Source organism: Siphonobacter sp. BAB-5385 (genome assembly GCF_002261125.1).
In the GTDB taxonomy this organism is placed as follows: Bacteria; Bacteroidota; Bacteroidia; order Cytophagales; family Spirosomataceae; genus Siphonobacter.
In genome coordinates this window covers 112,143-137,123 of record NZ_NMPS01000212.1, presented here as the reverse complement: position 1 = coordinate 137,123, position 24,981 = coordinate 112,143, and the positions used below count along the sequence as shown (strand labels likewise).

At 48.6% G+C, this 24,981-nt stretch carries 23 protein-coding genes and 3 pseudogenes; 12 read left to right on the top strand and 14 right to left on the bottom strand.

Translation table 11 applies throughout. From position 1 onward, the window contains the following. Positions 1-56: 56 nt before the first annotated feature. From BWI93_RS20980 to BWI93_RS20970, 3 genes are all read right to left on the bottom strand, one after another. Positions 57-1,544 carry a sigma-54 dependent transcriptional regulator gene (locus BWI93_RS20980; RefSeq protein ID WP_094814921.1) on the bottom strand — a complete coding sequence of 496 codons (1,488 nt, stop codon included), beginning with the start codon at positions 1,542-1,544 and terminating at the stop codon, positions 57-59. Positions 1,545-1,636: 92 nt separating this feature from the next. Next, complete coding sequence (locus BWI93_RS20975; protein WP_094814919.1) at positions 1,637-1,975, bottom strand: hypothetical protein; 339 nt, start codon at positions 1,973-1,975, stop codon at positions 1,637-1,639. Then, positions 1,972-3,108 carry an RNA polymerase sigma-54 factor gene (locus BWI93_RS20970; protein WP_176454292.1) on the bottom strand — a complete coding sequence of 379 codons (1,137 nt, stop codon included), beginning with the start codon at positions 3,106-3,108 and terminating at the stop codon, positions 1,972-1,974. Before BWI93_RS20970 ends, BWI93_RS20975 begins: the two co-directional genes overlap by 4 nt. A gap of 286 nt (positions 3,109-3,394) precedes the next feature. On the opposite strand from BWI93_RS20970, the gene BWI93_RS20965 reads away from it, so the two are divergent. Next, entirely contained in the window at positions 3,395-4,816 is a 1,422-nt protein-coding gene (locus BWI93_RS20965; protein ID WP_094814914.1) for a CHASE3 domain-containing protein, read from the top strand. A 66-nt stretch (positions 4,817-4,882) separates the two neighbouring features. Next, positions 4,883-5,323 carry a response regulator gene (locus tag BWI93_RS20960; protein ID WP_094814912.1) on the top strand — a complete coding sequence of 147 codons (441 nt, stop codon included), beginning with the start codon at positions 4,883-4,885 and terminating at the stop codon, positions 5,321-5,323. 66 nt (positions 5,324-5,389) lie between these two features. Here the strand turns inward: BWI93_RS20960 and BWI93_RS20955 are convergent, their stop codons facing one another. The 3 genes from BWI93_RS20955 to BWI93_RS20945 all read right to left on the bottom strand — a co-directional run bounded on the left by BWI93_RS20955 (position 5,390) and on the right by BWI93_RS20945 (position 6,801). Continuing rightward, positions 5,390-5,932, bottom strand: a complete 543-nt coding sequence (locus tag BWI93_RS20955) for a hypothetical protein (RefSeq protein WP_141217554.1) — start codon at positions 5,930-5,932, stop codon at positions 5,390-5,392. Between the two features lie 30 nt (positions 5,933-5,962). Then, the gene (locus BWI93_RS20950; protein ID WP_094814908.1) at positions 5,963-6,334 is read right to left on the bottom strand and encodes a phage holin family protein; all 372 of its coding nucleotides are present in this window, start codon (positions 6,332-6,334) and stop codon (positions 5,963-5,965) included. Between the two features lie 152 nt (positions 6,335-6,486). Beyond that, on the bottom strand, positions 6,487-6,801 hold the full coding sequence (locus BWI93_RS20945; RefSeq protein ID WP_176454291.1) for a YtxH domain-containing protein: 315 nt from the start codon (positions 6,799-6,801) through the stop codon (positions 6,487-6,489). A gap of 444 nt (positions 6,802-7,245) precedes the next feature. Here BWI93_RS20945 and BWI93_RS20940 point away from each other — a divergent pair, with 444 nt between their 5' ends. Further along, positions 7,246-7,581, top strand: coding sequence for a response regulator (locus BWI93_RS20940; protein ID WP_233207910.1), 336 nt, complete (start codon positions 7,246-7,248; stop codon positions 7,579-7,581). Positions 7,582-7,802: 221 nt separating this feature from the next. Here BWI93_RS20940 and BWI93_RS20935 read toward each other — a convergent pair whose 3' ends face one another. Both BWI93_RS20935 and BWI93_RS20930 read right to left on the bottom strand, forming a co-directional pair. Further along, positions 7,803-8,294 carry a hypothetical protein gene (locus BWI93_RS20935; protein WP_094814902.1) on the bottom strand — a complete coding sequence of 164 codons (492 nt, stop codon included), beginning with the start codon at positions 8,292-8,294 and terminating at the stop codon, positions 7,803-7,805. Positions 8,295-8,499: 205 nt separating this feature from the next. Then, the gene (locus BWI93_RS20930) at positions 8,500-9,309 is read right to left on the bottom strand and encodes a transglutaminase family protein (protein WP_094815057.1); all 810 of its coding nucleotides are present in this window, start codon (positions 9,307-9,309) and stop codon (positions 8,500-8,502) included. Positions 9,310-9,508: 199 nt separating this feature from the next. On the opposite strand from BWI93_RS20930, the gene BWI93_RS20925 reads away from it, so the two are divergent. Next, complete coding sequence (locus BWI93_RS20925) at positions 9,509-9,979, top strand: PA2169 family four-helix-bundle protein (protein ID WP_094814900.1); 471 nt, start codon at positions 9,509-9,511, stop codon at positions 9,977-9,979. 145 nt (positions 9,980-10,124) lie between these two features. Here BWI93_RS20925 and BWI93_RS20920 read toward each other — a convergent pair whose 3' ends face one another. Continuing rightward, the gene (locus BWI93_RS20920) at positions 10,125-11,315 is read right to left on the bottom strand and encodes an MFS transporter (RefSeq protein WP_094814898.1); all 1,191 of its coding nucleotides are present in this window, start codon (positions 11,313-11,315) and stop codon (positions 10,125-10,127) included. A gap of 142 nt (positions 11,316-11,457) precedes the next feature. Between BWI93_RS20920 and BWI93_RS20915 the strand changes: the two genes are divergently transcribed. The 7 genes and pseudogenes from BWI93_RS20915 (at position 11,458) to BWI93_RS20885 (ending at position 16,343) form a co-directional block, all read left to right on the top strand. Beyond that, positions 11,458-11,910: a regulatory protein RecX gene (locus tag BWI93_RS20915; RefSeq protein WP_094814896.1), complete on the top strand. Its 453-nt coding sequence runs from the start codon at positions 11,458-11,460 to the stop codon at positions 11,908-11,910. A 47-nt stretch (positions 11,911-11,957) separates the two neighbouring features. Then, positions 11,958-12,871: pseudogene (locus BWI93_RS20910) on the top strand (DUF72 domain-containing protein). 225 nt (positions 12,872-13,096) lie between these two features. Further along, on the top strand, positions 13,097-13,681 hold the full coding sequence (hisH, locus tag BWI93_RS20905) for an imidazole glycerol phosphate synthase subunit HisH (RefSeq protein ID WP_094814894.1): 585 nt from the start codon (positions 13,097-13,099) through the stop codon (positions 13,679-13,681). A 6-nt stretch (positions 13,682-13,687) separates the two neighbouring features. Then, positions 13,688-14,409, top strand: a pseudogene (hisA, locus tag BWI93_RS20900) (1-(5-phosphoribosyl)-5-[(5-phosphoribosylamino)methylideneamino]imidazole-4-carboxamide isomerase). A gap of 6 nt (positions 14,410-14,415) precedes the next feature. Continuing rightward, the gene (hisF, locus tag BWI93_RS20895; protein ID WP_094814892.1) at positions 14,416-15,258 is read left to right on the top strand and encodes an imidazole glycerol phosphate synthase subunit HisF; all 843 of its coding nucleotides are present in this window, start codon (positions 14,416-14,418) and stop codon (positions 15,256-15,258) included. Between the two features lie 9 nt (positions 15,259-15,267). Then, positions 15,268-15,935 (top strand): annotated as a pseudogene (gene hisIE / locus BWI93_RS20890) (bifunctional phosphoribosyl-AMP cyclohydrolase/phosphoribosyl-ATP diphosphatase HisIE). Positions 15,936-16,004: 69 nt separating this feature from the next. Continuing rightward, positions 16,005-16,343 carry a phage holin family protein gene (locus BWI93_RS20885; protein WP_094814890.1) on the top strand — a complete coding sequence of 113 codons (339 nt, stop codon included), beginning with the start codon at positions 16,005-16,007 and terminating at the stop codon, positions 16,341-16,343. A gap of 193 nt (positions 16,344-16,536) precedes the next feature. Here the strand turns inward: BWI93_RS20885 and BWI93_RS29045 are convergent, their stop codons facing one another. Genes BWI93_RS29045 through BWI93_RS20875 form a run of 3 tightly spaced genes read right to left on the bottom strand, consistent with a single transcriptional unit; the run spans position 16,537 to position 19,304 of the window. After that, a complete protein-coding gene (locus BWI93_RS29045) occupies positions 16,537-17,856 on the bottom strand; it encodes a penicillin-binding transpeptidase domain-containing protein (RefSeq protein ID WP_255157981.1) in 1,320 nt (439 codons plus the stop codon). 38 nt (positions 17,857-17,894) lie between these two features. Then, on the bottom strand, positions 17,895-18,827 hold the full coding sequence (locus BWI93_RS29040; protein ID WP_255157980.1) for a transglycosylase domain-containing protein: 933 nt from the start codon (positions 18,825-18,827) through the stop codon (positions 17,895-17,897). A 21-nt stretch (positions 18,828-18,848) separates the two neighbouring features. Beyond that, a complete protein-coding gene (locus BWI93_RS20875; protein WP_141217553.1) occupies positions 18,849-19,304 on the bottom strand; it encodes an RDD family protein in 456 nt (151 codons plus the stop codon). A gap of 363 nt (positions 19,305-19,667) precedes the next feature. Here BWI93_RS20875 and BWI93_RS20870 point away from each other — a divergent pair, with 363 nt between their 5' ends. Beyond that, positions 19,668-20,102 carry a MarR family winged helix-turn-helix transcriptional regulator gene (locus BWI93_RS20870; RefSeq protein WP_094814886.1) on the top strand — a complete coding sequence of 145 codons (435 nt, stop codon included), beginning with the start codon at positions 19,668-19,670 and terminating at the stop codon, positions 20,100-20,102. A 58-nt stretch (positions 20,103-20,160) separates the two neighbouring features. Here the strand turns inward: BWI93_RS20870 and BWI93_RS20865 are convergent, their stop codons facing one another. Both BWI93_RS20865 and BWI93_RS20860 read right to left on the bottom strand, forming a co-directional pair. Next, entirely contained in the window at positions 20,161-21,672 is a 1,512-nt protein-coding gene (locus tag BWI93_RS20865; RefSeq protein WP_094815054.1) for a glycoside hydrolase family 10 protein, read from the bottom strand. Between the two features lie 135 nt (positions 21,673-21,807). Next, the gene (locus tag BWI93_RS20860) at positions 21,808-24,960 is read right to left on the bottom strand and encodes an efflux RND transporter permease subunit (RefSeq protein WP_094814884.1); all 3,153 of its coding nucleotides are present in this window, start codon (positions 24,958-24,960) and stop codon (positions 21,808-21,810) included. Positions 24,961-24,981 lie beyond the last annotated feature (21 nt).

Here is a 24,981-nt window from a genome sequence, read left to right as displayed (position 1 = left end):
CGACAATATCAAAGGGGCATGCTTCTGACGTAAACAGGAGCATGCCCGGAAATCACCTAAGACAAGTGATAGTTTTTCATCTTGTTGTAAAGCGTTTTTCGGTCAATACCCAGCAATTGGGCCGCTTTACTTTTATTAAAATTGACCTGTTTAAGGGTCTTTAGAATCATGTCATATTCGGCTTCCAGAGCAGCTGACCGCAGATTAGGCTTTTCACCTTTGGGAACTTCGGGAGCTATCACGCCCACGGGTGGTTCACTGTAGTACGTTTGCGGAGGAATAACCGGAATCTCGGGTACGTAAACAGGAGTAACGGGTGGTGTATTCGTCTCCATGGATTGTAACTTGTTAAAGTGCACAATCTCAAAGGGAAGATCCCGCGACTGAATGCTTTCGCTATCCGTCAGCAGCGTAGCCCGTTTGATAACGTTACGCATTTCCCGAAGGTTACCCGGCCATTCATATCGCATGAACAGATCCACTACATCGTCTGCGAAGCCACGTACCTGCTTGCCCAGCTCTCCATTGGTTGCCTGCAGGAAATAATCGGCAAATACCAGAATATCTGCATTACGTTCGCGAAGCGGCGGTACGTCAATGCTGAATTCGTTAAAACGGTAGTAAAGGTCTTCCCGGAATTTTCCTTTTTTAGCGGATTCAATCAGACGTTCGTTCGAGGCCACAATGATACGTACATCAATAGGCGTTTCTTTTGTACCGCCCAGTCGTCGTAACTTTCGTTCCTGTACTACCCGCAGGAGAGAAACCTGTACATCATAAGGCAGGTTACTTACTTCATCCAGGAAAAGCGTACCCCCGTGTGCCTGCTCGAAGTGCCCAATTTTCTGATTAAGAGCTCCGGTAAAAGCACCCTTCTCGTGCCCGAATAATTCCGAACCAGCCAGATCCTTGGAAATAGCACCACAGTCCATAGCGACAAAAGGTCCACTGGAACGTTTACTGCGTTTGTGAATTTCCTGAGCAACGGCTTCTTTACCCGAACCACTTTCGCCGTAAATAATAACGCTATAATTGGTAGGAGCCACCAGATCCACCTGACGATACAGGTACTTGGATTCCGGACCATTGCCGAAGATATACTGTTCGGAGCCCGTAGGCCGTTTAGGAGCCGGAGTAGAAGTTCCGGTTTCACCATTTACGCTCGGAGCTGCAGGTTGAGCGGCACTTTGATCCAGTGCTTTCCGAATCGTTACTAAGATTTCATCCGGGAACAGGGGCTTGGTTACGTAGTCGTACGCACCCTGTTTCATCACGTTTACAGCGATCTTAATATCTGAATAACCAGTGATGACAATGACGGGTACGTGTGGAAACTGTTCTTTAATACGAACCAGTAATTCGCCCCCGTCCATATCTCCCAGGCGGAAATCTGTCATGACTAAATCGGGCTTGAAATCAGTAAGGATTTCAAGACCTGAAGTTCCATTATGAGCAATGGCGACCTCGAAGCCATTACGCCCCAAGAATCGCCGTAGAAGCAGACAAATGTCCGTATCGTCGTCAATTACTAATATTTTCTGCATAGAAAATCTACCATTACCCTCACTTGAATCAGAGCCTTATGGGTGTGAAATGCTCTTTTATTAACAACAAACGATTATTATCTGCTCAAAGGTTATACGCCCCGTCGGAACTGGGCAGACTGAATACCTAATTGATCACGGTATTTGGCGACGGTCCGACGTGAAATCTTGTATCCTTGCGTAGCGAGTAATCGCATCAGATCGAAGTCATTGAACGGATTGCGTTTATCTTCGCAGGAAATATGTTCCACGAGTGCCTGCTGAATCGCTTTGTTCGAAACTTCGTGACCGTCTTCCGTCCGAATCCCTTCGGTAAACAGGTCTTTCAGGTGAATCAGGCCAAACGGTGTTTGTACGTATTTCCCCGAGGTAACCCGTGAAATGGTGGAAATATCCATACCAATTCGATCGGCTACATCTTTGAGAATCATCGGTCTGAGATTCCGTACGTCACCTGTTTCAAAAAGCCACGCTGCAATTCCACCAGCATTCGCATGGCACGGTGCATCGTATTTTCCCGCTGACGAATCGCATCAACCAACCATTGAGCCGATTGCAGCTTATTTTTCAGGTACGTAGCGGCTCCGCGTTCACGACTGGTATCTACTAGACCAATAATCGAGCTATTCACCCGAATATCAGGCCAGTTGCCTCGGTTCAGTGCTACTTCAATCCGTCCGTAATCGTCGTAGTGCAAAACATAGTCGGGAATAATTCCACGTTTTACGACTACTGAATCGTTGTTACCTCCAACGATGGGTTTAGGATTGAGTTTACCAATTTCGGCAATAGCCACTCGTAATTCATCCTGATCAATACTCAAATGCTTACAGATCTTTTCAAAGTTACGATTGGAAAGTTCAGTAAAGCATTCGCTGACAATATCCATGGCTCGCAGTGTTGCTGCGGTAGCCCGGCGACTTTCAAGCTGGAGGAGCAGACATTCGCGTAAATCACGAGCTGCCAAACCGGCGGGTTCAAGCTCATCGTGAATGGCTGCAATAACCTCTTCGACTTCCGAACCATCTACAAAAATTCCATGCCCGAACGAATAATCATCGGCTAGGGCATCCGCATCGCTGCGTAGGAAGCCATCATCGTCGAGAGAATCAATAATAAATTCGGCCAGAGCCCGCTGACGATCCTTTAGATTCATCCAGCGAATTTGTTCCTTAATTGCTTCCCGCCAGGTTTCCTGTTCAACGATCGGAGAAGAGTATAAATCATCTTCTGCGTTGGGATCCTGACTTAGTCGCGTTTTATATTCAGGAATATCATCATTCGAAAATTCGTCCCAGTCCCGGTAGTCTTCGACGTTAGTTGGCGTTTCGTAATCGGCCGTATGGTCATCCCTTTCGTCCGACGACATTTCCATTTCGCCCTCATCGTTCGACTCCTTTTCAGTGGCACCTTCTTCCAGCAGAGGGTTTTCCTCTAATTCATTCCGTAAGTGCTGCTCAAGCTCTAAGGTAGAAAGTTGCAAGAAATTTAAAAACTGTATCTGCTGGGGAGCAACCCGCAGGGTTTGTTTCTGAGTTTGCGAGAGGTTAACTGAAGTGCTCATATTGTGGTTTGGATAATTTAAGGCGGTAACTGAAGTACTGTACCTATTCATAAAGTCAAGCCACGCGAGACTTATCCAGACAAATCCTCCCTAATTGAGGATGATTTCGATCACCTAGCACGTTTTTTTGTTGATAATCAAGCCACTTTTGAACGAATGATACCGACGAGTTTATTTTTTTGCTTTCCTCTTCTCTTTTCTTTTGGCGGAAAACTGCCTTTTTTTGCCTCCTCTTATTTCCCCAAATTGTAGAAATATAACCACTCGTCTGGTATCCAATTAGTAAATGAAGTCTTCGAACGTCTGGCTACTCAATATCGCTGCTGCCTCCGCCATTGCCATACTGGTATTGCTGACTTATCTATGTTTAGATCAGGTACGCTCTACGGAATGGTTTAGCGAGCGGGTCGAGCATACGTATAGAACTATTAATGAGAGTGAACGACTGATTTCGTACGTCAAAGAAGCGGAATCTGGCATTCGTGGGTATTTGCTTACGTCCAATAAACTATTTGTCAAATCGTATGAACAGATGCGAAGCGAGTACGAAGCTTCTGCTCAACGCATGCAGATCCTGCTCAACGATAATGTACCTCAGTTGCGACGGCTGGCAGTCTTCAAAAGTCTGGCTCGTGATAAATGGGAAAGTATGGATACGCAGCTCAAGGGCATTGACAAGATGCAGAATCAGGATGCTACCATTCTCAAGAGCAAAGCCATCATGGATGCCATGCAAAAGCAGATTGATGAAATTAAAAAAGAAGAAAGCAAGTTGCTAACGAGTCGGTTGAAGGCTCGCCAGCGGGAGTTTAATCTGGCTCCCACCTATTTACTAACGTTAGCTCTGCTGGCGGGAGGATTGCTGATTATTTCCGCGACGTTACTCAACATTGAACTTCGCCGGCGGCGGCTGACCCAGATTGATCTGGAGAAGAAAGTTGAAGCCCTTAACCGTTCGAATGCTGAATTGGAACAGTTTGCTTACGTCGCTTCCCACGATTTACAGGAACCTTTGCGGAAGATCAGAGCGTTTGCAGACCGTCTGCTCATGCGGCAACGTGAGCAACTGACGGAAGATGGGCAGGCCATGCTGGACAAAATCGCCAACGCGGCTGAACGCATGCAGGGGCTGATTAATGACCTGTTGACATTTTCGCGAATGGTAAGTCGTACTGATAAGCTGCAAACCGTTAGCCTGAATGAAGTAGTGGACGAAGTAAAATCCGATCTCTCAGAAGTGATTGCTGATCGGCAGGTTTCGATTGACGTACAATCCCTGCCTACTCTTCAGGGCTATCCCTCACAGATACGGCAGCTTTTTTTGAACTTACTCAGTAATGCCCTGAAATTTACCAGGGCTGACGTCCTTCCAGTTATTCAAATCACCTACCAGAAAGTGGAAGGTTCTGAAATTGTAACATTGGATTCGGATCTAAAGAAAGAACAATCGTATCATCGGATACAGATCATTGACAACGGGATCGGGTTCGAACCCGAATACGCAGAGAAAATTTTTGTAATTTTTCAACGGTTACACGCTAAGTCGGCCTACGGAGGTACTGGAATTGGACTGGCCATTTGTCGGCGTGTGGTGACTAACCACGAAGGTTATATCCTTGCGGAAGGTAAACCGGGGGAAGGAGCGGTTTTTACGATCTACCTGCCGATTGAAACCGGTAGGCAGACTTTAGCCAGTACAGCAGAATAAAAAAATAGCCGTATCTTTAAGGGCGATTAGACAGCAATAGCGTATGGCCCTGAGCCTGGTGCAGGTATGAATACACAGATTCCCATTTTGGTGGCTGATGATGATGAAGATGATCGTTTTTTAATCCGAACCGCTTTTCGGGACAGCCAATTAACCAACGATATATTTTTTGTAGCCGATGGAGTAGAGCTAATGCAGTTTCTTCACCATCAGGGTCCGTATGCTGATGCAGAAAAGTATCCGCGTCCCGGTATCATTTTTCTGGACCTGAATATGCCCCGGAAAGACGGCTGGGAGGCCTTATCAGAAATCAAGCAAAACCCTGAATTAAAAGCAATCCCGGTAGTGGTCCTGACTACTTCGAATTCCGAACGGGATATTCTACGTACTTACGAGTCGGGGGCCAATTGTTACATCACTAAGCCAATTTCTTTCGATCAGCTTTTACAGATTGTCAAAAGTTTTGGTCAGTTCTGGCTTAGCATTGCTTCCATCCCCTGGAAATAAGATAACCAGTATTCAACAAAAAAGCCGATTCTCGTAAGAAATCGCTTTTTTGTTGAATACACAAATTTATAGAGGTGTTCGAATGGGTCGTTCCGGTTGCACCAGGGGTAACGACTCTACGACATGAGCTCTCGGAATATCATCTTCGGCAGTAGCGTCTTTCAACCAGCGGAAGAATTTTTCCTTCCAGTTTTTCTTCGGCTTCACATCCGTAATATGAATCAGCTTCGGTTGTGGGTCGTCGTCGGATACGTCTTTTACCCAGTTTAGCGATTTCTGAAGCAAATGATTTTGATTGGACGATAAGTAATTAGCCGTAGCCCGTTTCAGAAGAAAACGAATGATGAACCGCAAAGGCCAAGCCATTCGACCAATGGGCGAGTAGGAGATCGCCATGTCGATGCCTCGTACCACCCCCATTTGCAGGGCGTTATTTTTAGGCTTACTCATCAAATGAGTAAAGGTCTGAACAATCTGCCGGGCGGGATTTATATCTTCTTTGATGTCATCAAACTGCCGCCGGATTCCTACCCTTGACGTTTCAATCTGATTTTTCAAACGGGCTCGTTCAGCCTGTAAATCGGATAAGTTTTCTATTCTATTGTTCATGGTCATGATCAAATAAGTCGAAAGTAAAGACTACTTTTTCGGTGCGTCTTTTTCGTAGTAGAAGCGTTTGATGAAGGTATTAAGGAGCGGGATCTTAATAAATTTATCACGAATCAGGAATAAAATCAGAGTCAGTAAGGCATAACCAAGAGCTACGTAGCCAAATCCTGCCGCCACACTACCAACCGATTCACCAATCCACCAGGCCAGGGCAATACTGCCAAACAGTAAAACGAGTCCACCAAATACACTAACAATCAAAGCGGCAACAACGGACGAGACGATATCAGCCGTTTTGTCGGCCGTTTGTAGCACCGCCATATTCCAGCGGGCCTCTATATAGTCGGTAACACGTGCAAACAAATCTTCGGCTGATTCGCGAAGGTCCTTTATTGATTCCATAAGGGTTGAGAGCGATGAATAAAAAAGTAGATTTACATCAAAAGAATTACATCAGTTGGAGGATGCTAACCTGTAATTAATAACAAACGGGGAACTCAAACGTGAGCCCCCCGTTTATGATCGACTAATCTTTGACTAATCAGTCATCAAAATTAACCGAGTTGCTCGTTCACTTTTTGCTTCGCAGTTTGCTTAGCTTCGTCAGCCTGATCCTGCAGGTCTTCGAATTTCGAACGTGCTTTATCTTTTAAGTCACCGGCTTTCGATACAGCCTGGCTCTTCAGATCTTCCAAAGAGATTTTACCTTTCTGAATCGCTTTCAGTACTTCATCGGCCAGATCACCCACTTGCTTTTTCATCTTACCACGCGTATCCTCTCCTTTGTCGGGAGCGAACAACAGACCGATTACTGCTCCAGCAGCAGCTGCAGTAACAATTCCTAAAAAGATTTTTCCATTATTAGACATGACATCCTCCTGTTTAAATAGTGAAACTTTTGATTCGGGTAACATTGAAAAAACAGCCGTGCCAGCAAATCAAAAATAAGAGGGATTTTTTCGCATACTGGTAGATATTAAGTATAAGTTATCAAATGGTATTAAAATTTCGGGGAAAAACAAGAAATATGAAAAATCATCCATTTTTTCGAAAAGATTAACAGATGACTCAAAGTGGGGAAAAAAACTCTCAAAAACGCTTTGGTATATTATTTTAAAAACTATTACCCTGGATACCGCACCGTACAGGTGTTTAGTAGGTGGAAGATCGGCATTGGGCAAGTCCACCGGATTGCCCAATCTTTTTTTAACTTAATTGGTTCATACATAAAAGATTATGATAGACTTGTTAAGTCTTGGCTATAAAATGTATAAGATATGCCCACGTATCTTCCGAGTATATACGGAGACAATATGAAGGTTTTGATCGTAGATGATGAAGAGGATTTATGTATGCTGCTAGGAAGTTTTCTTCGCAGAAAAAAGGCAGAAGTGAGCTACGCTAATAATCTTCGCAACGGCTTGGAGCAGTTGCACCATGTCAATCCAGACGTTGTTTTTCTTGATAATAATTTACCCGATGGTACTGGTCTTGAGGCCTTACCCAGCTGGCGACAATTGTATCCGGAGAGCCGCATTGTAATGATTAGTGCGATGAGCAATCTACGTGAAAGAGCTCTCGCCAGCGGTGCCGATGCTTTCCTGGAAAAACCTTTGAGCTTCAGATTGGTAGAGTCAGTTCTGGATTAGGGGAAAAACTTATTTATTGCCTTAATAAGGCTCCGGTCATTACTGATCGGAGCCTTATTAGTTTTAGCAATTACAGGAGATATATTATTTGTTAAAAAAGCAGAGAAGACTTGACTGATTGATCCAAATTGCCTCTAACGTATAGAGTAGGGAACCGACTGGAAGGAGACGTCCAGAACCTTGAGGAATATGGGGGATTTCGGGCTACACGGTATTTGTACTTAGTCCTGTAAACTCTTTTGAGCTTCGTCAACCTTGCGATTAAGATCCCGTTTGAATTCTTTCCAGTCTTCTTTAGCGTTGTTTTGAATCTTTTTCAGGGATGCGTCCAGTTCATCACGTTTTACTTCCAGCTTCGCTTTCCGCTCTTGCCAACGAATCTTTTCTTTGTCTTTCGCTACTTTAATTTTACCATCTACCCGGTCAATCTCTTTCTGCAAGGCTAGTTTCTGGTCTTCTACTTTCACGGATAATTCCGAACGCTCGCGTTGCCAGTCTTCTTTCGTTTCCTGACCCGCGTCTTTAACATCCGTAGCTACATCGTCGAAAGCTTTTTTGGTCTTGTCTGCCGCTCGGTCGGTTGCACGCTCTACCTTATCCTGAGCTTCCTGGGCATCTTCAGCAGCCTTATGTTTATCCTTTGCAGTACAATTGATTAAAAGTGAGCAACTCAGCAGGCCCATCCCCAACCAGTACATAGCTTGTTTTTTCATAATTTGTTTTTGTTTAAGTATTGAGACGTAACTAAAGACAAGCTAATAATTAAAGAAATGTACCTAAGTTTTAAAACCACTTCTTTTCACACCAATGGCTTGGCGTAATACAACAGTAAGTAGCGAAGACGATTACTTATGTAGAGCAATTGCAGAAAATATGTAGAAAAAAATACCCTTAAAGAAAAGTTTTCGTTCTCAAACTTTATGAAAAGCTGGGGGAAATAGGGAGCGGTTGAGCAGCTTCTACTTGTACGTGTAAACTTTTGAAGTTGACGCCACCAAAGTAAGAAGCAAAAGCTACGTCAGCAGCATCGCGACCATAAGCGACGGCAATGCGGTTCCCCCGGGGTTGTGGCTGGGTCGGATCAAATGTATACCAGCGATCCCCAATGTAGGCTTCAAACCAGGCGTGTAGATCCATCGGATCAAGCTCATACAGATACCCAACTACCATACGGGCCGGAATGTTACAACTGCGACACAAGGCAATGCCCAGGTGGGCAAAATCACGACAGACGCCCACGCGATTCAGCGTGATGTCCATCGCCGACGTAGAAGAATTTGTCACGCCGTATTCGTACCGGATGTTATTGTAAATCCATTGTCGAATGGCCTCTACCTGAGCGTATCCCAAAGGATAGCCCTGAATGATTTCTGCGGCGAGTCCACCCAGTTTATCGGCTTCACAATAGCGACTCTGCAACAAAAATTGCATGACTTCATCGGGTACATTCGATACGGGTACCCAGTCTGCCTGCGTATGGACATCAATTTGATCGGCACAATCAGCGGTTACACGTGACTCCAGCCGGAAAGGACCCGGGGGAATCATTAGCCGTTGACAAAGATTGCCGTACGAATCCGTGTATTCAGTGATCTGGACCAGGGGATCTACAATGTATTCTTCTTTAACGATAAACTGGCTGGCTCCACTGCGGGGGCGAAGCATGAAAACGGCAGGAACGTGTCCTATAGCTTCTAGTTCAATCTGACAACTGGCTTGAATAAGCATGGGAATAAAGTAGTAAGGGGCGGTAAAAGTCAATAAAAAGGTAGTCCAGATCAGGTAACTTTTCGAAAGATAAGCCAGATTCTCTGGACTAGGGAAGTGGCACTACATTTTCGGTTTCAAGCGGATGTTGTTTTCGAGGTAATACAACGATGGACCTTTCTTTCTCAGCAATAAACCACTCTTTCGAAGAGCAATCGCTATGGATGTAAGTGAACAAAGGCAAATATTAAATTTCCTGTATGCGGTCTGCAGTGATCGCCATGAGCAGTACCAGAACGCTCGGGAAGAAGCGAACGAATCTCATTTAAAAGAGATGTTTGGTAATGGAGAACGGGAAAGCAGAAAGATGATGGAAGAAATCCGAACACTCTTGCAGGAATTGAATCTGGAATGGGAAGAGCAAAGTACCCTTTCCGGAGATTTACACAATTTATGGATTGACTTCCGCTCGAAACTGTCCGGTCATGATTCCAAGGCTATTCTGGATGCGTTGTGCTGTGCCGAAGAGGCAAATCTGGAGAAGTACCAACAGGAGTGGCAGAATAACCAAAGTGGGGAGGATCGGGTGCAGGCCTTGATCAGCCATCATAGGGACGAGCTAAAACACTCGCTTGAAAAACTGAAGACGCTGACCCAGGATGAAGCGAGTCACCTAAAGCTGAAATTGTAAGCTACAAATGAAGGAAAAACAAAAGACCCGGCTAATTGAGTAGTCGGGTCTTTTATTCGTTTTAGTCGCAATTGTATGTAAAACGGCGAACCCTATCTGAAAGTTTCAGGCTTGAAAAATAGTCTCATAGTTTTTTATGAAAACTTCAACTTTTTTTAGAACGGTACGAAAGGCTTAAAAAACCGATGGTAGCCACTAGTGAAAAGCTGATCATCAACCACCAGGCCGATGCAAAGCCGACGCGACTGATAAACTGGGTACCGAGCAGGGGAGCTGAAATTTGAGCAATGGACCACGAGGCCGTATAAGCTGCCGTGTACTGTCCCCGATTGTGAGGTTTCGAGCGGGCAATGGCGTACGAGTTCATAAAAGGCATGGCTAACATTTCGGCCAGCGTAGCCAGGATCATGGCCACTACTAACCAGATGACACCAAAGAATACATTAAAAATGAGGTAAGATATAGCCACCAGTAAGGTTCCAATGGCCATGAGCCGTAAATGGACAAAACGATTTTCCAGTTGATGTACCAGTACCATTTCGACGGCTACAATCAGCACGCCATTCAGGGCCATGAGTGTACCAATCTGATTTTCGGGTAGGTGATACACCTGCTTGTAGTAGAGCGGAACCGTTGAGAACAACTGAAAAAAAGTAATGGCAAATAGAGTAACAAAAACCATGAAAATCATGAAATGCGTATCCCGATAGGCCGAATCCTGACGGGATTGCTGAACGGTTTGACTTTCGTGTGAAACGGAAGATTGAGGTAGAATCAGTACCAGCAGAAGCGTCGCGGCCAGACAGGTGCAGCCGTCCGCCCAAAACAGTAGCGAGTAATCAATGGATGCCAGCCAGCCACCTACCGCTGGCCCTACCGACCAGCCCAGATTCAGGGCCAGGCGGTTCAGCGAGTACGAACGGGTTCGGTTTTCGGGTGTGCTGTACAAGGCTACTGCGGCCGTAACGGCGGGACGGAACCCCTCGGCAACCAGTCCCAGTACAAAGGTGCCCAGGCATAAGCTTTCGAACGTTTTAAGCTGGCCTACTACCAGGAACATTAGGCCACCCAGTCCCAGGCAGACCCACATAACCCGGTAGGCTCCGAGGCGGTCGGTAAGTCGTCCGCCGAGCAGGGTGCCGCCAATGGAACCAACCCCAAACAGAGCCATAATTACGCCAGACTGGTCAATACTCAGGTGCAGCGACTCCGTCAGGTAAACGCCCAAAAAGGGAATGACCATGGTGCCACAACGATTGATAAACATGACCAGAGCCAGCAACCATATAGATCGCGAAAGCCCGCTATAGGCGGATCGATAGAGTTGTAAAATCATGGGTAGAGTGGGGGGAAGAAGAATAAACTAGTGTAAGAAAATCAAAGGTAAGCATTCCCTGTTTTCTCCCGAGAAAGAAAGGAATGAAGCCTTCCAAATTCGCTAAAAAATTCGTAATTTTAAGAATTAAGCCCTTTTTGCCATGAATGCAGATGCCCTACGACAGGCCGCTTCGTTTTGTGCCTACCAGGAACGAACGGTGCAGGAAGTCCGTCAGAAACTCAACGCCTGGGATGTATCCGAAGAAGATACGGAAGCCATCCTGGCCCGATTAATTCAGGACGGGTACCTCAGCGAAGAACGCTTTGCCAAAAGTTTTTCCCGGGGAAAATTCAGAACCCGCCACTGGGGAAAAATCAAAATCGAAATGGAAATGCGGCGGAAAGGCCTCGGCGAAACCGACCGCAAAAACGCTCTGGAAGAAATTGACCAGACGGAATACCACGACTCGCTGAAAAGCTTACTGGCGAAGAAAGACGCTTCCCTGAAAGATACCGACCCACGGGTACGGAAACAGAAACTGGTTCGGTACGCCCTGAGCAAAGGCTACGAGTCGGGCCTGGTATGGAAAGTACTGGGCGAGGACTGGGACTAAGGTGGCCTGACTTTTTCATCACGGATGCCACCTAATTTGCACGTATCATGGACTTTGGTAAAGTTTCACCCGGTCAAATCAATACCATCAATTTTACGCTTCCCGCCGACTCGCCCCTGAATACGCAGGTATTGTCGGGCCAGCCGGTGGCTCATCCCTTGCCCGCGTATGTGGGTTGCCCCGTCTGGATGGAGAAAAGCTGGCTGGGCAAAATCTATCCTTCGGCCATGAAGGATAAAGAAGCACTGGCTCACTACACCCAACAGTTCAATACCATCGAACTCAACGGTACCCATTACCAGATGCCCAACGACGAAACCATCGAGCGTTGGCTGGAAGAGGCTACGCCGGGTTTCAAATACTGTCCCAAGTTTCCTAAAGCCATCAGTCACGAAAAGGAACTGCTTGGTGTAGAAGACGCGACGCAATTTTTCTGTCGGCAGTTACTGAAACTGGGCGATCATTTAGGCATTCCGTTTCTGCAACTGGGGCCGCTTATACGCCGCAAAAAGGCAAAGGCTTGGTGGAATTCCTGAAACTCATTCCGGAAGGAATGACGATTGCCGTGGAATTCCGGCATCCGGACTGGTTTGCCAATCCCCGCATCTGGGCCCGTACCTGTGAAATCCTGCGGGAGGCGGGGCACGCGGCGGTGATTACCGATGTGTCGGGTCGCCGGGATGTGTTGCATCAGACGCTGACGGTTCCTAAAGCCGTGATCCGTTTCGTAGGCAATGAGCTGCATCCTACGGATTATACCCGTACCGACGAATGGATTCAACGCCTTAAAAAATGGCAGCAGGAGGGGCTGGAGGAACTCTACGCGTTTATTCACTGTGGACAGAGCGAGTGTGCTCCCGAGTTGTCCAACTACTGGATTCAGGAATTGAATACGCATCTGGGCTTGTCACTGAAGCTACCTAAGTTTTTACCGAAAGTCGATCAGATGAGTCTGTTTTAAAGAAAAGCGGATGTATCCCTTTCGTAGCAATGCGATTTCTGGAAAATTCTTCTACTTTTGCCGTATGAATTGCACCGTATTTCATCATCATTCCCATGTATGGCTCCGCTGAACAGGCTGATGTGATTCCGGTTTTATGGTCTAGCAAACACCGAATAACAGATACAAACGCCTGATTCACCGAATCGGGCGTTTTTTTATGATCGAACGTAATCGCTGAAGGTTATGAAAACCGTCATTATCAAATACAACGCTGGCAATGTACAGAGCGTCATATATGCTCTGGAACGCATCGGGGCATCGTACCTCTGGACGGACGATGAGGCCGAGATCCGTACCGCCGATAAAGTCATTTTTCCGGGCGTTGGCGAAGCCTCAACCGCGATGGCGTACCTGCGGGAAAAGGGCCTTGACCGTGTCATTCCCACGCTCCAGCAACCCGTACTGGGCACCTGCGTGGGTATGCAGCTGATGTGCCAGTATTCGGAAGAAAACCAGACGCAGGCACTGGGCATTTTTCCGGTGGACGTCAGACGTTTTCCGGCGGGTGAACTCAAGGTACCGCACGTGGGCTGGAATAATCTGTACGATTTGAAGTCGCCGCTGATGGAGGGGATGACGCCTAATCCGTACGTTTACTTTGTCCACAGTTACGCGGCTCCGGTATGTGAATACACGGTAGCCAGTTGCGATTACGTCGTGCCCTTTTCGGCGATGCTGCACAAAGACAATTTCTACGCCGCTCAGTTTCACGCTGAAATCAGCGGAAAAGAAGGGCAGCTCATTCTTGAAAATTTCCTGAAACTCTAAGTAGCTATGTTTATTATTCCCGCCATCGACTTGATTGAAGGCAAAGCCGTTCGATTGACGCAGGGCGATTATTCGCAGAAAACCGTCTACAACGCCCATCCGCTGGAAGTAGCCAAGGAATTTGAAGGAGCCGGACTGACGCGTCTGCATCTGGTGGACCTCGATGGAGCAAAAGCCAAGAAGGTCATTAACTGGAAAGTACTCGAAACCATTACTACGCAGACGCGTTTGCAGGTTGATTTTGGCGGTGGCGTGCAATCGGATGAAGACCTGAAAATCGTCTTCGAAAGCGGAGCAACGCAGGTGACGGGCGGGAGTATTGCCGTAAAAATCCCGATTTGTTTGCCAGCTGGCTGAGTCAGTACGGCGGTGAGAAAATGATTCTCGGAGCCGATGCCAAGAACGAACGCATTGCCGTAAGCGGCTGGGAAGAAGGAACGGAACTGTGGGTGTATGATTTCGTGAAGCAGTGGGAAGAAAAAGGTATTCAGTACATCATTTCGACCGACGTCGCCAAAGATGGTTTGTTACAAGGCCCCAGCTTTGATCTGTACCAGAAACTTCAGGAACAATCGCCAGCCATGCGGGTGATTGCCTCGGGTGGCGTAAGTTCAATGGCTGATCTGGAGAAGCTGGCGGAAATGAACGTATATGGCGTTATTGTCGGGAAGGCCATTTACGAAGGCCGGGTTTCCCTGAAAGATTTAAGTACCTTCGTTGAAAACTAGGCCACTATGTTAACCAAACGCATCATTCCGTGCCTGGACATCAAGGACGGACGCACGGTCAAAGGAACGAATTTCGTGAACCTGCGGGATGCCGGAGATCCGGTAGAACTGGGGGCTTTGTACGCCGAACAGGGAGCCGACGAACTGGTATTTCTCGACATTACGGCAACCGTCGATAATCGGAAAACACTCGTAGAGCTGGTTCGTAATGTAGCTCGTCACGTGAATATTCCTTTTACCGTTGGCGGCGGTATCAGTTCCGTAGCCGATGTATCGGCCTTACTTAACGCCGGAGCCGATAAAATTTCAATCAATTCTTCGGCCGTCCGTCGGCCTGAACTCATCGACGAACTGGCTTTGCAGTTCGGTTCGCAGTGTATCATCGTAGCGATTGATACGCGGGAGATTTCCGTACCCAGCGACGTGGTGAGCCATCAGGAAACCACGACCAGCCGTTTTGGTAACGAACGCGTCAGTACCCACGAAATTCGCCTGACAACCGAGCACGTCGTACACACGCACGGGGGCCGTAAGCCTACCGAACTGCGTACCTTGCCCTGGGCAAAAGAAGCTCAGGAACGAGGGGCGGGTGAAATACTGCTGACTTCCATGGACGCCGACGGTACCAAAGCCGGGTTTGCTCTGGAGCTAACGGCGGCGGTTTCCGGACAACTCAGTATTCCCGTGATTGCTTCGGGTGGAGCGGGGTTAATGGAACATTTCCACGAAGTATTCACGACCGGAAAAGCCGATGCCGGACTGGCTGCCAGTATTTTCCACTTCCGGGAAATTGGTATTCAGCCTTTGAAAATGTACCTCCAGGAAAAGGGCGTCACGATGCGACTGTAATCAAGTCTTATGAAACTGAATTTTGAAAAAGCCGGCGGTCTGATTCCGGCGATCATCCAGGACGTTCAGACGAATAAAGTGCTCATGCTGGGCTTTATGAACGAAGAAGCCTACGCCAAAACGGAGTCCGACCAGATAGTAACCTTTTTCAGCCGTACCAAAAATCGGCTGTGGACCAAGGGCGAAACCTCCGGCCATTTTCTGCACGTCAGGGAAATCCGTATCGACTGCGATCAGGATACGCTGTTGATTAAGGTAGAACCCGTGGGCCCCGTGTGTCATACGGGAGCGGATACCTGTTTTTTTGAAGAAAATCCCCGGTAGGAGCATCGGCTCTTTCCGACATACTTTACCCATTTTAAAGGCAACCTTGCTCATTCTGTATGGCCGTTGAATTCTTAGATCAGTTAAAAGCTATTATCCGGGAGCGGAAACAATCCGCCAGTGAAGGTTCGTATACGGCTAAATTATTCGCCCGTGGTACGCATAAAATTGCCCAGAAAGTGGGTGAAGAAGCCGTTGAATTGGTCATCGAAGCCATGTCCAATGACGACCAGCTGTTCAAAAACGAAGCAGCAGATTTGCTGTTTCACTACCTGATCCTGCTCGAAGACCGTAATATCGATCTTGACGAGGTCATTGCCATTCTCGAAGATCGTCACCGCGAGCGGCAATAATCACTAGGAGACTTAGGTTTTTGGTACAAAATTTTGCATGTTCAGCCCTTGTACTAACACCTTCTTCTTATGGGCCTTATTGTCCGTTTATTGATTAATGCCGTTGTCGTGTACCTGGTGGCCAGTTTTCTGCCCGGGGTTTCGGTCGATGGTTTCACCACGGCTCTGATCGTAGCCGTAGTACTGGCTTTACTCAACACGTTTGTCAAGCCGATTTTACAAATTCTCAGCCTTCCGATTACGATTCTGACGCTAGGCTTGTTCCTGCTGGTAATCAACGTTTTGATTATCAAAATGACCGATTACCTCGTTGACGGGTTTGCCGTTGATAACTGGCTGATCGCCCTGATATTTAGCTTCATCGTTTCGCTCGTTTCCGGGGCTCTGGGAGCGGCCAGCGATGACTAATACCTCGCCGGGATAAGCTGGAAAGCTTGTACCAGTGAAAGAAAAACCGAGTCCCTCCGCATTTTCGTACAGTACCTGCTGTGCCTGATGCAGAGGGACTCGGTTTTTTCATGAAGAAGGGAGGGATTTCCTGGCCCTTACTGGTGCAGGTTTCCAAACCTTGTACCAGTAAGAGCAGTTCCAACTGCCGGACTTACTCGTAACTCACCTTCACCCGGATGTCCGTATGCCTTCCCTGATCATCCACACAGGAAATTTTTACAGTTCCGGCGGGGGGCTGACAGAACACGGCCTGCGTCGGGTCGGCTGTTTGAATGAGCTGATCGTTCAGATACCAGTAAACCTTCTTTACGTCATTTCCCACCTGAACATTGAGCGATAGCTGGTTCTTTTCCTGCCGACTGAGGCGATAGCTTGCCCCATCCACCGGAAACGTAATGTTTAGCCGATGCGTTGTTCCCGCCACCCGCGTACAGGCCGGATTATGCGGCGGGATGCGTTCGTACGCAATGTGTCGGGTTTCGTACCAGTGAATCAGTTCCGGCGGATCATTCGCTACCCAGGTTTCTACGCTTCCTTCGTCAGGCTTGCAGTAGGGGCAGTAACTCATTTGCCGTTTCAGGTCCAGCCATACGCGTTTTTTGTGCGTACAGCGTCGGGTTGAAGATACGCCGGGCAGGTAATAATCCGGTAATGTATGCGTACAGAATTCATCGGGTAACAGACCCGTTTCGGCACAGACCTGCCGCGTAGCCAGCCCGTCGGGTGGACTGAACCATTGAGCCGCCGCGTTGTAATCAATCGTATTGAAAATTTCGAAAAGCAGGGGCGTAGCCGTGTTGGCTCCGTTGAGTTCGGGGACGCCTTCACCCGAGAAATTACCCACCCAGACGCCGACGGTATAGTGAGCGTTGTACCCAATACTCCAGGCATCTTTCTTCCCAAAGGAAGTCCCTGTTTTCCAGGCAATTCGCGGCAATCGATACGTATAAGCGTAATTATTGGGTAAATCCGGGCGGGCCACCTGCGTCAGAATCTGCGTAATAAGAAAGCTGGCTTCTTCGCTAACTAATTCCGTGGCATTATGAAAATCCGGATTTTTCAGAAAGTAGGCTTTGTTAAACTGCCCCTGATTGGCGAAGCTGGCAAATAGCGTAGTTAGTTCCTCAAGCGTAACGCCACAGCCGCCCAGAATCATCGATAAACCTAATTTCCCGGATTGTTTCTGAATGGTTTGAAACTGGGCCTTTTTAAGTTTTTCAACCAACGCAGAAGCTCCCATCTGCTGCAACACCTGCACGGCGGGTACGTTCAGGGAATTGGCCAGGGCGTATTCAATGGTGACTTTGCCGTGAAACTGACGGTCAAAGTTTTCGGGTTCAAAGCCCATGAAGTTACTCGGCACGTCATATACCACTGATTTGGGCGTTAGCAGGCCCTGATCGAAAGCAGTGGCGTACAACAGCGGTTTCAGCGTACTGCCCGGTGAACGTACGGCCCGAATGCCATCCACCTGCCCACCGTCGGAAGCGTCCCGAAAATCTGCTGAACCTACGTAGCTTCTACGGCCATCGTTCGATTGTTGATCACCAATACGGCGGCATTCTGAATGCGATTGACTTTCAGTCGGCTAACGTAATTTTTAACCAGCCGTTCCAGAGCCGATTGTCGGGCCGGTACGAGCGTTGTTCGAAGAATGGGCTGGCCGGGGAATTCTTTCTTCAGACGAAGGGCCAGATGCGGAGCCGCCTGCGGGGCGTTACTTCGACGAGCCTGTAGGGGTTCGCTAAGGGCATCGGCTACTATAGCTTGGTCAAACAAGTGTTCTTCCTGAAATCGCCGAAGCCAGCGGTTGCGTTCCTGTATCAAATAGGCATTGCTACGGCCAGGTTGTAAACTGTTCGGACGGTTGGGGATGATCGTCAGGGCCGTGACTTCTGCCAGACTCAGAATTTGTGGCGGTTTCTGAAAGTACAGCCAGGAAGCCGACTTGATCCCTTCAATGTTCGATCCGTAGGGAACGAGATTGAGGTACAACTGCAAAATTTCATCCTTGGAAAAATGGGCTTCCAGTTGAAAGGCCCGCAGAATCTCCACTACCTTATTGGCATAGGTTCGCGGACGGGGCTCCAGCAAACGAACCACCTGCATGGTAATGGTCGATGCTCCGGAAGTACGTCGTCCAGTAGTCGTATTGTTGAAAAGAGCCCGTACGACGGCCACCGGATTTACGCCGGGGTGCCAGTAAAACCAGCGATCTTCTTTGAAAATCAGTGTTTTGCGGAGGGTAGGACTAATCTCATCCAGCTCGGTATAAAGTCGCCACTTGTCTTCTTCATTGAGAAAGGCGTGCAACATAGATCCGTCTGCGGCTTCAACCAGGGCAGAATAGCGGGGTTGTACCCGGAAAGGAAACAGGCAATCGAGGAGCACCCCAAGCCCCAGACTGATACAGACGCCCCAAATCCAGAATCGTGCACGCATAGCCAGCAAAATGCAGTAGGCTTACACGTTATCGACTACGTAAGTACGAGCCGCCAGGTCGTGTAAACACTGGTGAAAACGGCTGAAAAGCCCGAAAATGTACACCAGATAAAAATAACCGCTGAGTTCCTTGGCGGCATTGCGGATAAAGGCATCCTTATAGCTGAGCGGTTCTCCCGTTACTTTCACAACACGTAATTTCAGGATACGCTTGCCGAAAGTAGCCTGATAACGAGAACTTTCCTGAAAAAATCGGTAGAAGAAACTCGTGGGTACAATGACCATCAATAACTGCGTATACAGAGCCGACAAGGCTTCGGGATGGGTATTCAGATACTGCCAGTCAAGCTTAAAAATCGGTATACCTACCAGGTAGGCAATCAACAGGGTTGCGATATTAATCAGCAGATAATCAATCAAATGGGCCAGGAACCGATTCCCTACACTGGCCAGCACCAACTCTTCGGTCTTTTGCATATAAACAGGAAAATCAACGTGCAAAAGTAAGGCCTTCTTTTGCTTGTCAACGGTATAAAAACGATTTCAGCCGGAAATAAAATTATACGTATAGAGTTGACTTTTCTTTTTTCTTGTATTCTATTTGTATACGAATAATTGCTTTGCTAATTATTCCTTATACTTCATCAACACTAGTTCGGGTCGTACTGGGCCGGTAAGTTGTAGGCCCAGTACCTACCGGACGATCTGCTTCGCTCGCTTCTTCAGCATTCAGGAACCGTGACGGGTTCAGATTCCATCCCTCGTATTTAGTAAAAGCAGGATTCTATCGTTTGAAGTCTATCTTTGAAAATTAGTTCGACTCCTAACATTCCAGTACACATGACGGCTTCTGATCAACGGGCTTATTTCTTCAAAATTGATACAACCATTAAAAAGGTCCGTTACGTATTTCAGAAACGCCTGGATGAAGCGGGAATGGAACTAACGGTAGATCAGTGGGTTTTGCTCGACCACGTTTTTCATTTTCCGGGTATCAGTCAGAATGCTCTGGCCGAGAAAACGGCCAAAGACAATCCTACCGTTACGCGGATCCTAGATATCCTGGTGAAAAAAGGACTCATCGAACGCCGGATGGCCGAAGAAGACCGTCGCAAGTTTAATCTTCACTTAACGACCGCGGGTACGGACAAGTACCACGTAGCATTCCCGGTAGTAGCGGAAGTACGCAAAATCGGCTGGGCCAATCTCTCCGATCAGGATTTCGACGATCTGGTTCGTATTCTGGATACGATTTACCTGAATATCACGGGCTAGGAGTTCAATGAAGGAATGATAGAATGAGTGAAGAATCGAATGAATCTGATTCGTTTCTTCATTGCACCTCCACATCGGTCATTACGCCGTAACTTTCATTCTGTAGGCGATCCAGGGCCGTGACGACGTATCGGTAACTGCCCCGCGTGGGTGGGGTATCGGCGTAGTACGTTTGTGGAGCCGGAAGAATCGCCAGAATTTTAGAAGTATTATTCAGCACAATCGGCTCATTTTCCCGGAATCGGTACACTACAAAACGACGGGGTACTTCACCATCTACGGCGGCGGGGGGCATTTGCCACCGCATCAATACCTGCGTCTGCGTACGTTTGAGTTCAAATTCCTGGGGTGGGAGGGGCGGCGTATGATCTTTCCAGGGCATCGTGGGTACCAGAGCCGGCAGTCGGTATAAATCCCGGCGAAGCGTATCCTGGAACCCCTTGTAGTTGTTCAGTAAGGACCGCGAACTGAAGTAGATACTCCCCTGAATTTCCGGATGCTGCCGATTGAAACGAATCTGAATGGGCATTTCATCGGGACTATCCCAGCCACTTTCGCCATTCATCCGATAGGCTCCCTGGCCGATGTACAGATGTCGTCCAAAGCAGTTTTTCCGCCACCAGTCCACCAGAGGCTGATAGGGTACCCGTTTATGCCCCCGGTGAAAATAAACCTGCGGAGCAATGTAATCGATCCAGCCCATTTGCAGCCACTTCCGCGTATCGGCGTACAGATCGTCGTAGGAACTCAAACCACGGGTTTCGGAGCCATCCGGGGCCAGCGAACTGCGATTTCGCCAGATGCCAAAGGGACTGATTCCAAATTTTACGTAAGGCTTAACGGCTTTCACCGAATCCGAAATCTGGTGTATGAGCTGGTCAATATTGTCCCGCCGCCAGTCGTGGATGTTTGCGTAACCCGCTCCGTATTTATAAAACGTAACCTGATCATTCAGAATCTGCCCGACCACCTTGTACGGATAAAAATAGTCGTCAAAGTGAATGCCATCTACGTCGTAATTTCGGATCAGGTTCGTGACGATGGTGGTAATGTAATTCCGAACTTCGGGGACACCGACATTGAAAAATTTAGTCCCGTCATACGTTAACATCCAGTCCGGGTGCTGGCGACTTACGTGATCGGGCGTTACGTTCGGATGTCCTTTGAATACGGCCCGGTTCAAGTTAAGCCAGGCGTGAAATTCCAGATTCCGCTGGTGCGATTCGGCAATCATAAAATCCAGGGGATCATAAAAAGGCTCGGGAGCCCTTCCCTGACGACCCGTCAACCATTCCGACCAGGGTTCGATGGCTCCTTTGGCGTAGTACGCATCGGCTGCATCGCGAACCTGTACAAAGATGGCATTCATTCCCGACTGGCGGTGATTATCAAGTATTTGTCGAAACGATTGCTGCTGAGAAGCAGGGTTGTAATCACCCGGACGCGGCCAGTCGATGTTATCGACGGTAGCAATCCATACGGCCCGAAGCTCCCGCTTGGGCGAAATCTGCTGAGCAAACGCCTGACAACCACAAAAAACCAGAACGAAAAAGAGGAAGCGTGTACACATTACGGGCAGTTCATCGGATTGAAAGCACAAAATAAACGGATTCTATGGCTTCGAAACCAGAATCCGTTTGAAAACGGTAGTCTATCACTCAAAACCGTCTAAGCTACCCGAAGGTTATACGTCATCTTTAAAAAACTAAAGTTCTTCGGTTGATTCACTGGAAACGCGTTTGGGACGACGAGCGGCCCGCTGAGCCAGCAGTAGGAACAGGGGCGGAATCAATAAAGGAGCAAAGATCAGCGTAGACGTAAGTCCACCAATAATTACCGTCGCCAGCGGTCGCTGCACATCCGAGCCAATGCCCGAGGACGTCGCCGCCGGTACCAGACCAATGATGGCGACCAGCATAATCGCCATGATGGCCCGCAGTTGTTCGCGGGATATGTCGTAAACGGTGGTGAATAGCTCTCTGCCTTCAATCGTCGCCCGGTTAAGGGCCGAAACCAGCAGTACACCCGCCATCACGGAAATGCCGAAAATTGAAACGAAGCCCACGCCTGCCGACACGTTGAAATTATAACCCCGCATCAGCAAAGCCACAATACCGCCGCCCAGGGCAAACAGGATACAGGTAAGCGTGAGTAAGGTATCCTGGAAATTCCGGAAGAGAATGTACAGGAACAGAAACACGACGAGCACCGTCAGCGGAATGGTCAGTAACAGTTGTCCGCCGGCCCGTTCGAGGTTTTCGTACTGCCCGCCGTAGATGACCTGATACCCTTCGGGAATCTGGACCTGCTGCTGAATTTTCTGCTGGACTTCCTGCACAAAGCCCCCCTGATCGCGACCCCGAATATTGGTACGCACCGTAACCATCCGTTTGCTGTCAATGCGGTAGATGTTGGTCTGGCCCTGTACGTACTTGATGTCGGCCAGTTCGCTCATGGGAACCAGTGCCCCCGAGGCGGCCGGTACCTGCAACTGCCGGATGACATCGATGGAGTTCCGGCTCTCGGGCGTGAACCGGATCACGAGATCGTAGCGACGGTCTTCGTCGTAAATCGTACCGACATCTTTGCCACCTACGGCGGCTTCAACCATGGTTTCCACGTCGCTTACGTTCACACCATAGCGGGCGGCAGCCTGTCGGTTGACCTGAATGGAAAGCTGATCCTGCGGACCTTCCTGTTCGATATTGGTGGCCGAAGCTCCCGCTGTTTGCTGGACAATCTTCGAAATCCGATTGGCTTTTTCCCGTAATAAATCCAGGTCGTTTCCGACGACTGAAATGGCCAGATCCGCCGCCGAGCCCGTGACGATCTCCATTACCTGATCGATGATGGGTTGTCCCGAAGAAAAGAAGGAGCCGGGAAAAGCATTTTGTAACTCGGTCTGGATGCGGGCGACAAGGTCTTTTTTGCGGAGGCTATCCGTCCAGGTTGAGTAATCCTTCAAACCCACCAGAATTTCTGTTCGGTTGGGCGGGAAAGGGTCGGTACCCGTATCGTTGCGTCCGGTCTGGGTAATCACGAAATCGACCGGATAATTCTTCGCGATAATCGACCTGATTTTCGGAGCAATCTTGGCGTTCTCCTGAATGGTTACGCCCGATGGCATAAACGACCGTAGGAAGATAGAGCCTTCATCCAGTTCCGGAAGAAATTCTGTACCCAGCCGGGCACCCATACCAATCATCACCAGGACCACCGCAAAGCCCAGCGTCAGTACCAGTTTAGGCCCTTTGAGCAGGCGGGTCAGCAGCCAGGCGTACCCCTTTTCGAAGGGCAGTAAAAAGATGTTTCGGTGCTCTTTTAAAGGCTTGGCGTTCGGGTCGAGGGCTTTCTTGAAAGCGAAGGAAACCAGTACCGGAATGAAGGTCAGAGCGGCCAGCATGGAACCAACCACCGCAAACGCCAGCGTGAGGGCCATGGGGCGGAATAGTTTGCCTTCTACCCGCTGCATGAGCAGAATGGGCAAATACGCCAGAATGATAATGGTTACGGAAAAGAAAATCTCCCGGCCTACTTCCTGAGCCGCCGATAAGGTGAGCGGGACAATTCCCCGGCGTTTTTCTTCAGCCGTGGCCGATCGATACCGCCGCACCAGGTGCTCAACCATCACGCAGGCTCCGTCTACGATGATCCCAAAATCAATGGCTCCCAGCGAAAGCAGGTTGGCCGGTATGCCTGCCAGTTTCATCAGCATAAAGGCAAAGAGCAGGGCAAAGGGTATGGTAACCGTAACGACCAGGGCCGCCCGAAAGCTTCCCAGAAACAATACCAGCAGAATGATGACAATGGAAATGCCTTCGAAAAGGGTGTGAGCTACCGTCTCCAGCGAATGATCAATCAGGAAACTTCGATCGTACAGCACTCGTAGCCGTACGCCCTTGGGCAACTCGCGGGCTTCGAGTTCGGCCATTTTCGCTTTCAACGCTTCCAGGGCTTCACTGGGGTTTTCACCGCGTCGGAGTACGACAATGCCTTCAGTAGAACCCGTTACATCGACCTTCGCATCGCGTACCGTATAGCCTAAAATACCCGACGGAGCAGGCGGCGAAATTTCCACGCGAGCTACGTCGGAAAGGAAAACGGGTACGCCGTCCACCGCCGTTAGTACGATGTTCTCAATGTCTTTGGGCGTTTTCAGTACACCCAGTCCGCGTACGGCAAAGCCCTGTCCGCCCCGATCAATCAGATTTCCACCCGTATTCTGGTTGTTCTTACTGACAGCCTCCATCACCTGGGGCAAGCTCAGGTTGTACTTCCGCAACTTGGCCGGATCGGTTAGAATATGGAATTCTTTCAGAGGTCCCCCGAACGTAACCACATCGGCAATACCCGGCACCTGTAAGAGTTGCGGGACAATTCGCCAGTCCTGCAAATCGCGGAGTTGCATGGGCGTGTACGTCGGCGGAGCTTCCACTACGTAACGAAAAATCTCACCCACGGCCGTCGTCAGCGGAGCCAGTTCGGTCGTAACGCCATCGGGCAATTCGGCGTCCGCAATGCGTTCGAGTACCTGCTGACGGGCAAAATAATCCGTAACGGTTTCATCAAAATTGAGCTGTACTACCGACAAACCAAAAATGGTACGCGAACGGCGGTCCGTTACGTGGGGCGTATTGTTCAGGGCCCGTTCGATGGGAATGGTTACCTGCTGTTCGACCTCCTCGGCGGCCCGCCCGTCGTACTTGGCAATGACGATCACATTGGTATCGGCAATATCCGGGTAAGCCTCAATTTTGAGCGTACGGAAACACGCGTATCCCACGCCCATCAGGGCCGCCGCCAGGGCCACGACCACCCATCGGTTCTTGAGGGAGAACAATAAAAGACTGCGAATCATGGAAGAAGTAGTAGGACGTCA

Bases quoted from the DNA above. Each gene is read 5' to 3' on its own strand.
- BWI93_RS20980 (WP_094814921.1), bottom strand. From the start codon at position 1,544: ATGCAGAAAATATTAGTAATTGACGACGATACGGACATTTGTCTGCTT.
- BWI93_RS20975 (WP_094814919.1), bottom strand. From the start codon at position 1,975: ATGATTCTCAAAGATGTAGCCGATCGAATTGGTATGGATATTTCCACC.
- BWI93_RS20970 (WP_176454292.1), bottom strand. From the start codon at position 3,108: ATGAGCACTTCAGTTAACCTCTCGCAAACTCAGAAACAAACCCTGCGG.
- BWI93_RS20965 (WP_094814914.1), top strand. From the start codon at position 3,395: ATGAAGTCTTCGAACGTCTGGCTACTCAATATCGCTGCTGCCTCCGCC.
- BWI93_RS20960 (WP_094814912.1), top strand. From the start codon at position 4,883: ATGAATACACAGATTCCCATTTTGGTGGCTGATGATGATGAAGATGAT.
- BWI93_RS20955 (WP_141217554.1), bottom strand. From the start codon at position 5,932: ATGAACAATAGAATAGAAAACTTATCCGATTTACAGGCTGAACGAGCC.
- BWI93_RS20950 (WP_094814908.1), bottom strand. From the start codon at position 6,334: ATGGAATCAATAAAGGACCTTCGCGAATCAGCCGAAGATTTGTTTGCA.
- BWI93_RS20945 (WP_176454291.1), bottom strand. From the start codon at position 6,801: ATGTCTAATAATGGAAAAATCTTTTTAGGAATTGTTACTGCAGCTGCT.
- BWI93_RS20940 (WP_233207910.1), top strand. From the start codon at position 7,246: ATGAAGGTTTTGATCGTAGATGATGAAGAGGATTTATGTATGCTGCTA.
- BWI93_RS20935 (WP_094814902.1), bottom strand. From the start codon at position 8,294: ATGAAAAAACAAGCTATGTACTGGTTGGGGATGGGCCTGCTGAGTTGC.
- BWI93_RS20930 (WP_094815057.1), bottom strand. From the start codon at position 9,309: ATGCTTATTCAAGCCAGTTGTCAGATTGAACTAGAAGCTATAGGACAC.
- BWI93_RS20925 (WP_094814900.1), top strand. From the start codon at position 9,509: ATGGATGTAAGTGAACAAAGGCAAATATTAAATTTCCTGTATGCGGTC.
- BWI93_RS20920 (WP_094814898.1), bottom strand. From the start codon at position 11,315: ATGATTTTACAACTCTATCGATCCGCCTATAGCGGGCTTTCGCGATCT.
- BWI93_RS20915 (WP_094814896.1), top strand. From the start codon at position 11,458: ATGAATGCAGATGCCCTACGACAGGCCGCTTCGTTTTGTGCCTACCAG.
- hisH (WP_094814894.1), top strand. From the start codon at position 13,097: ATGAAAACCGTCATTATCAAATACAACGCTGGCAATGTACAGAGCGTC.
- hisF (WP_094814892.1), top strand. From the start codon at position 14,416: ATGTTAACCAAACGCATCATTCCGTGCCTGGACATCAAGGACGGACGC.
- BWI93_RS20885 (WP_094814890.1), top strand. From the start codon at position 16,005: ATGGGCCTTATTGTCCGTTTATTGATTAATGCCGTTGTCGTGTACCTG.
- BWI93_RS29040 (WP_255157980.1), bottom strand. From the start codon at position 18,827: ATGCGTGCACGATTCTGGATTTGGGGCGTCTGTATCAGTCTGGGGCTT.
- BWI93_RS20875 (WP_141217553.1), bottom strand. From the start codon at position 19,304: ATGCAAAAGACCGAAGAGTTGGTGCTGGCCAGTGTAGGGAATCGGTTC.
- BWI93_RS20870 (WP_094814886.1), top strand. From the start codon at position 19,668: ATGACGGCTTCTGATCAACGGGCTTATTTCTTCAAAATTGATACAACC.
- BWI93_RS20865 (WP_094815054.1), bottom strand. From the start codon at position 21,672: ATGTGTACACGCTTCCTCTTTTTCGTTCTGGTTTTTTGTGGTTGTCAG.
- BWI93_RS20860 (WP_094814884.1), bottom strand. From the start codon at position 24,960: ATGATTCGCAGTCTTTTATTGTTCTCCCTCAAGAACCGATGGGTGGTC.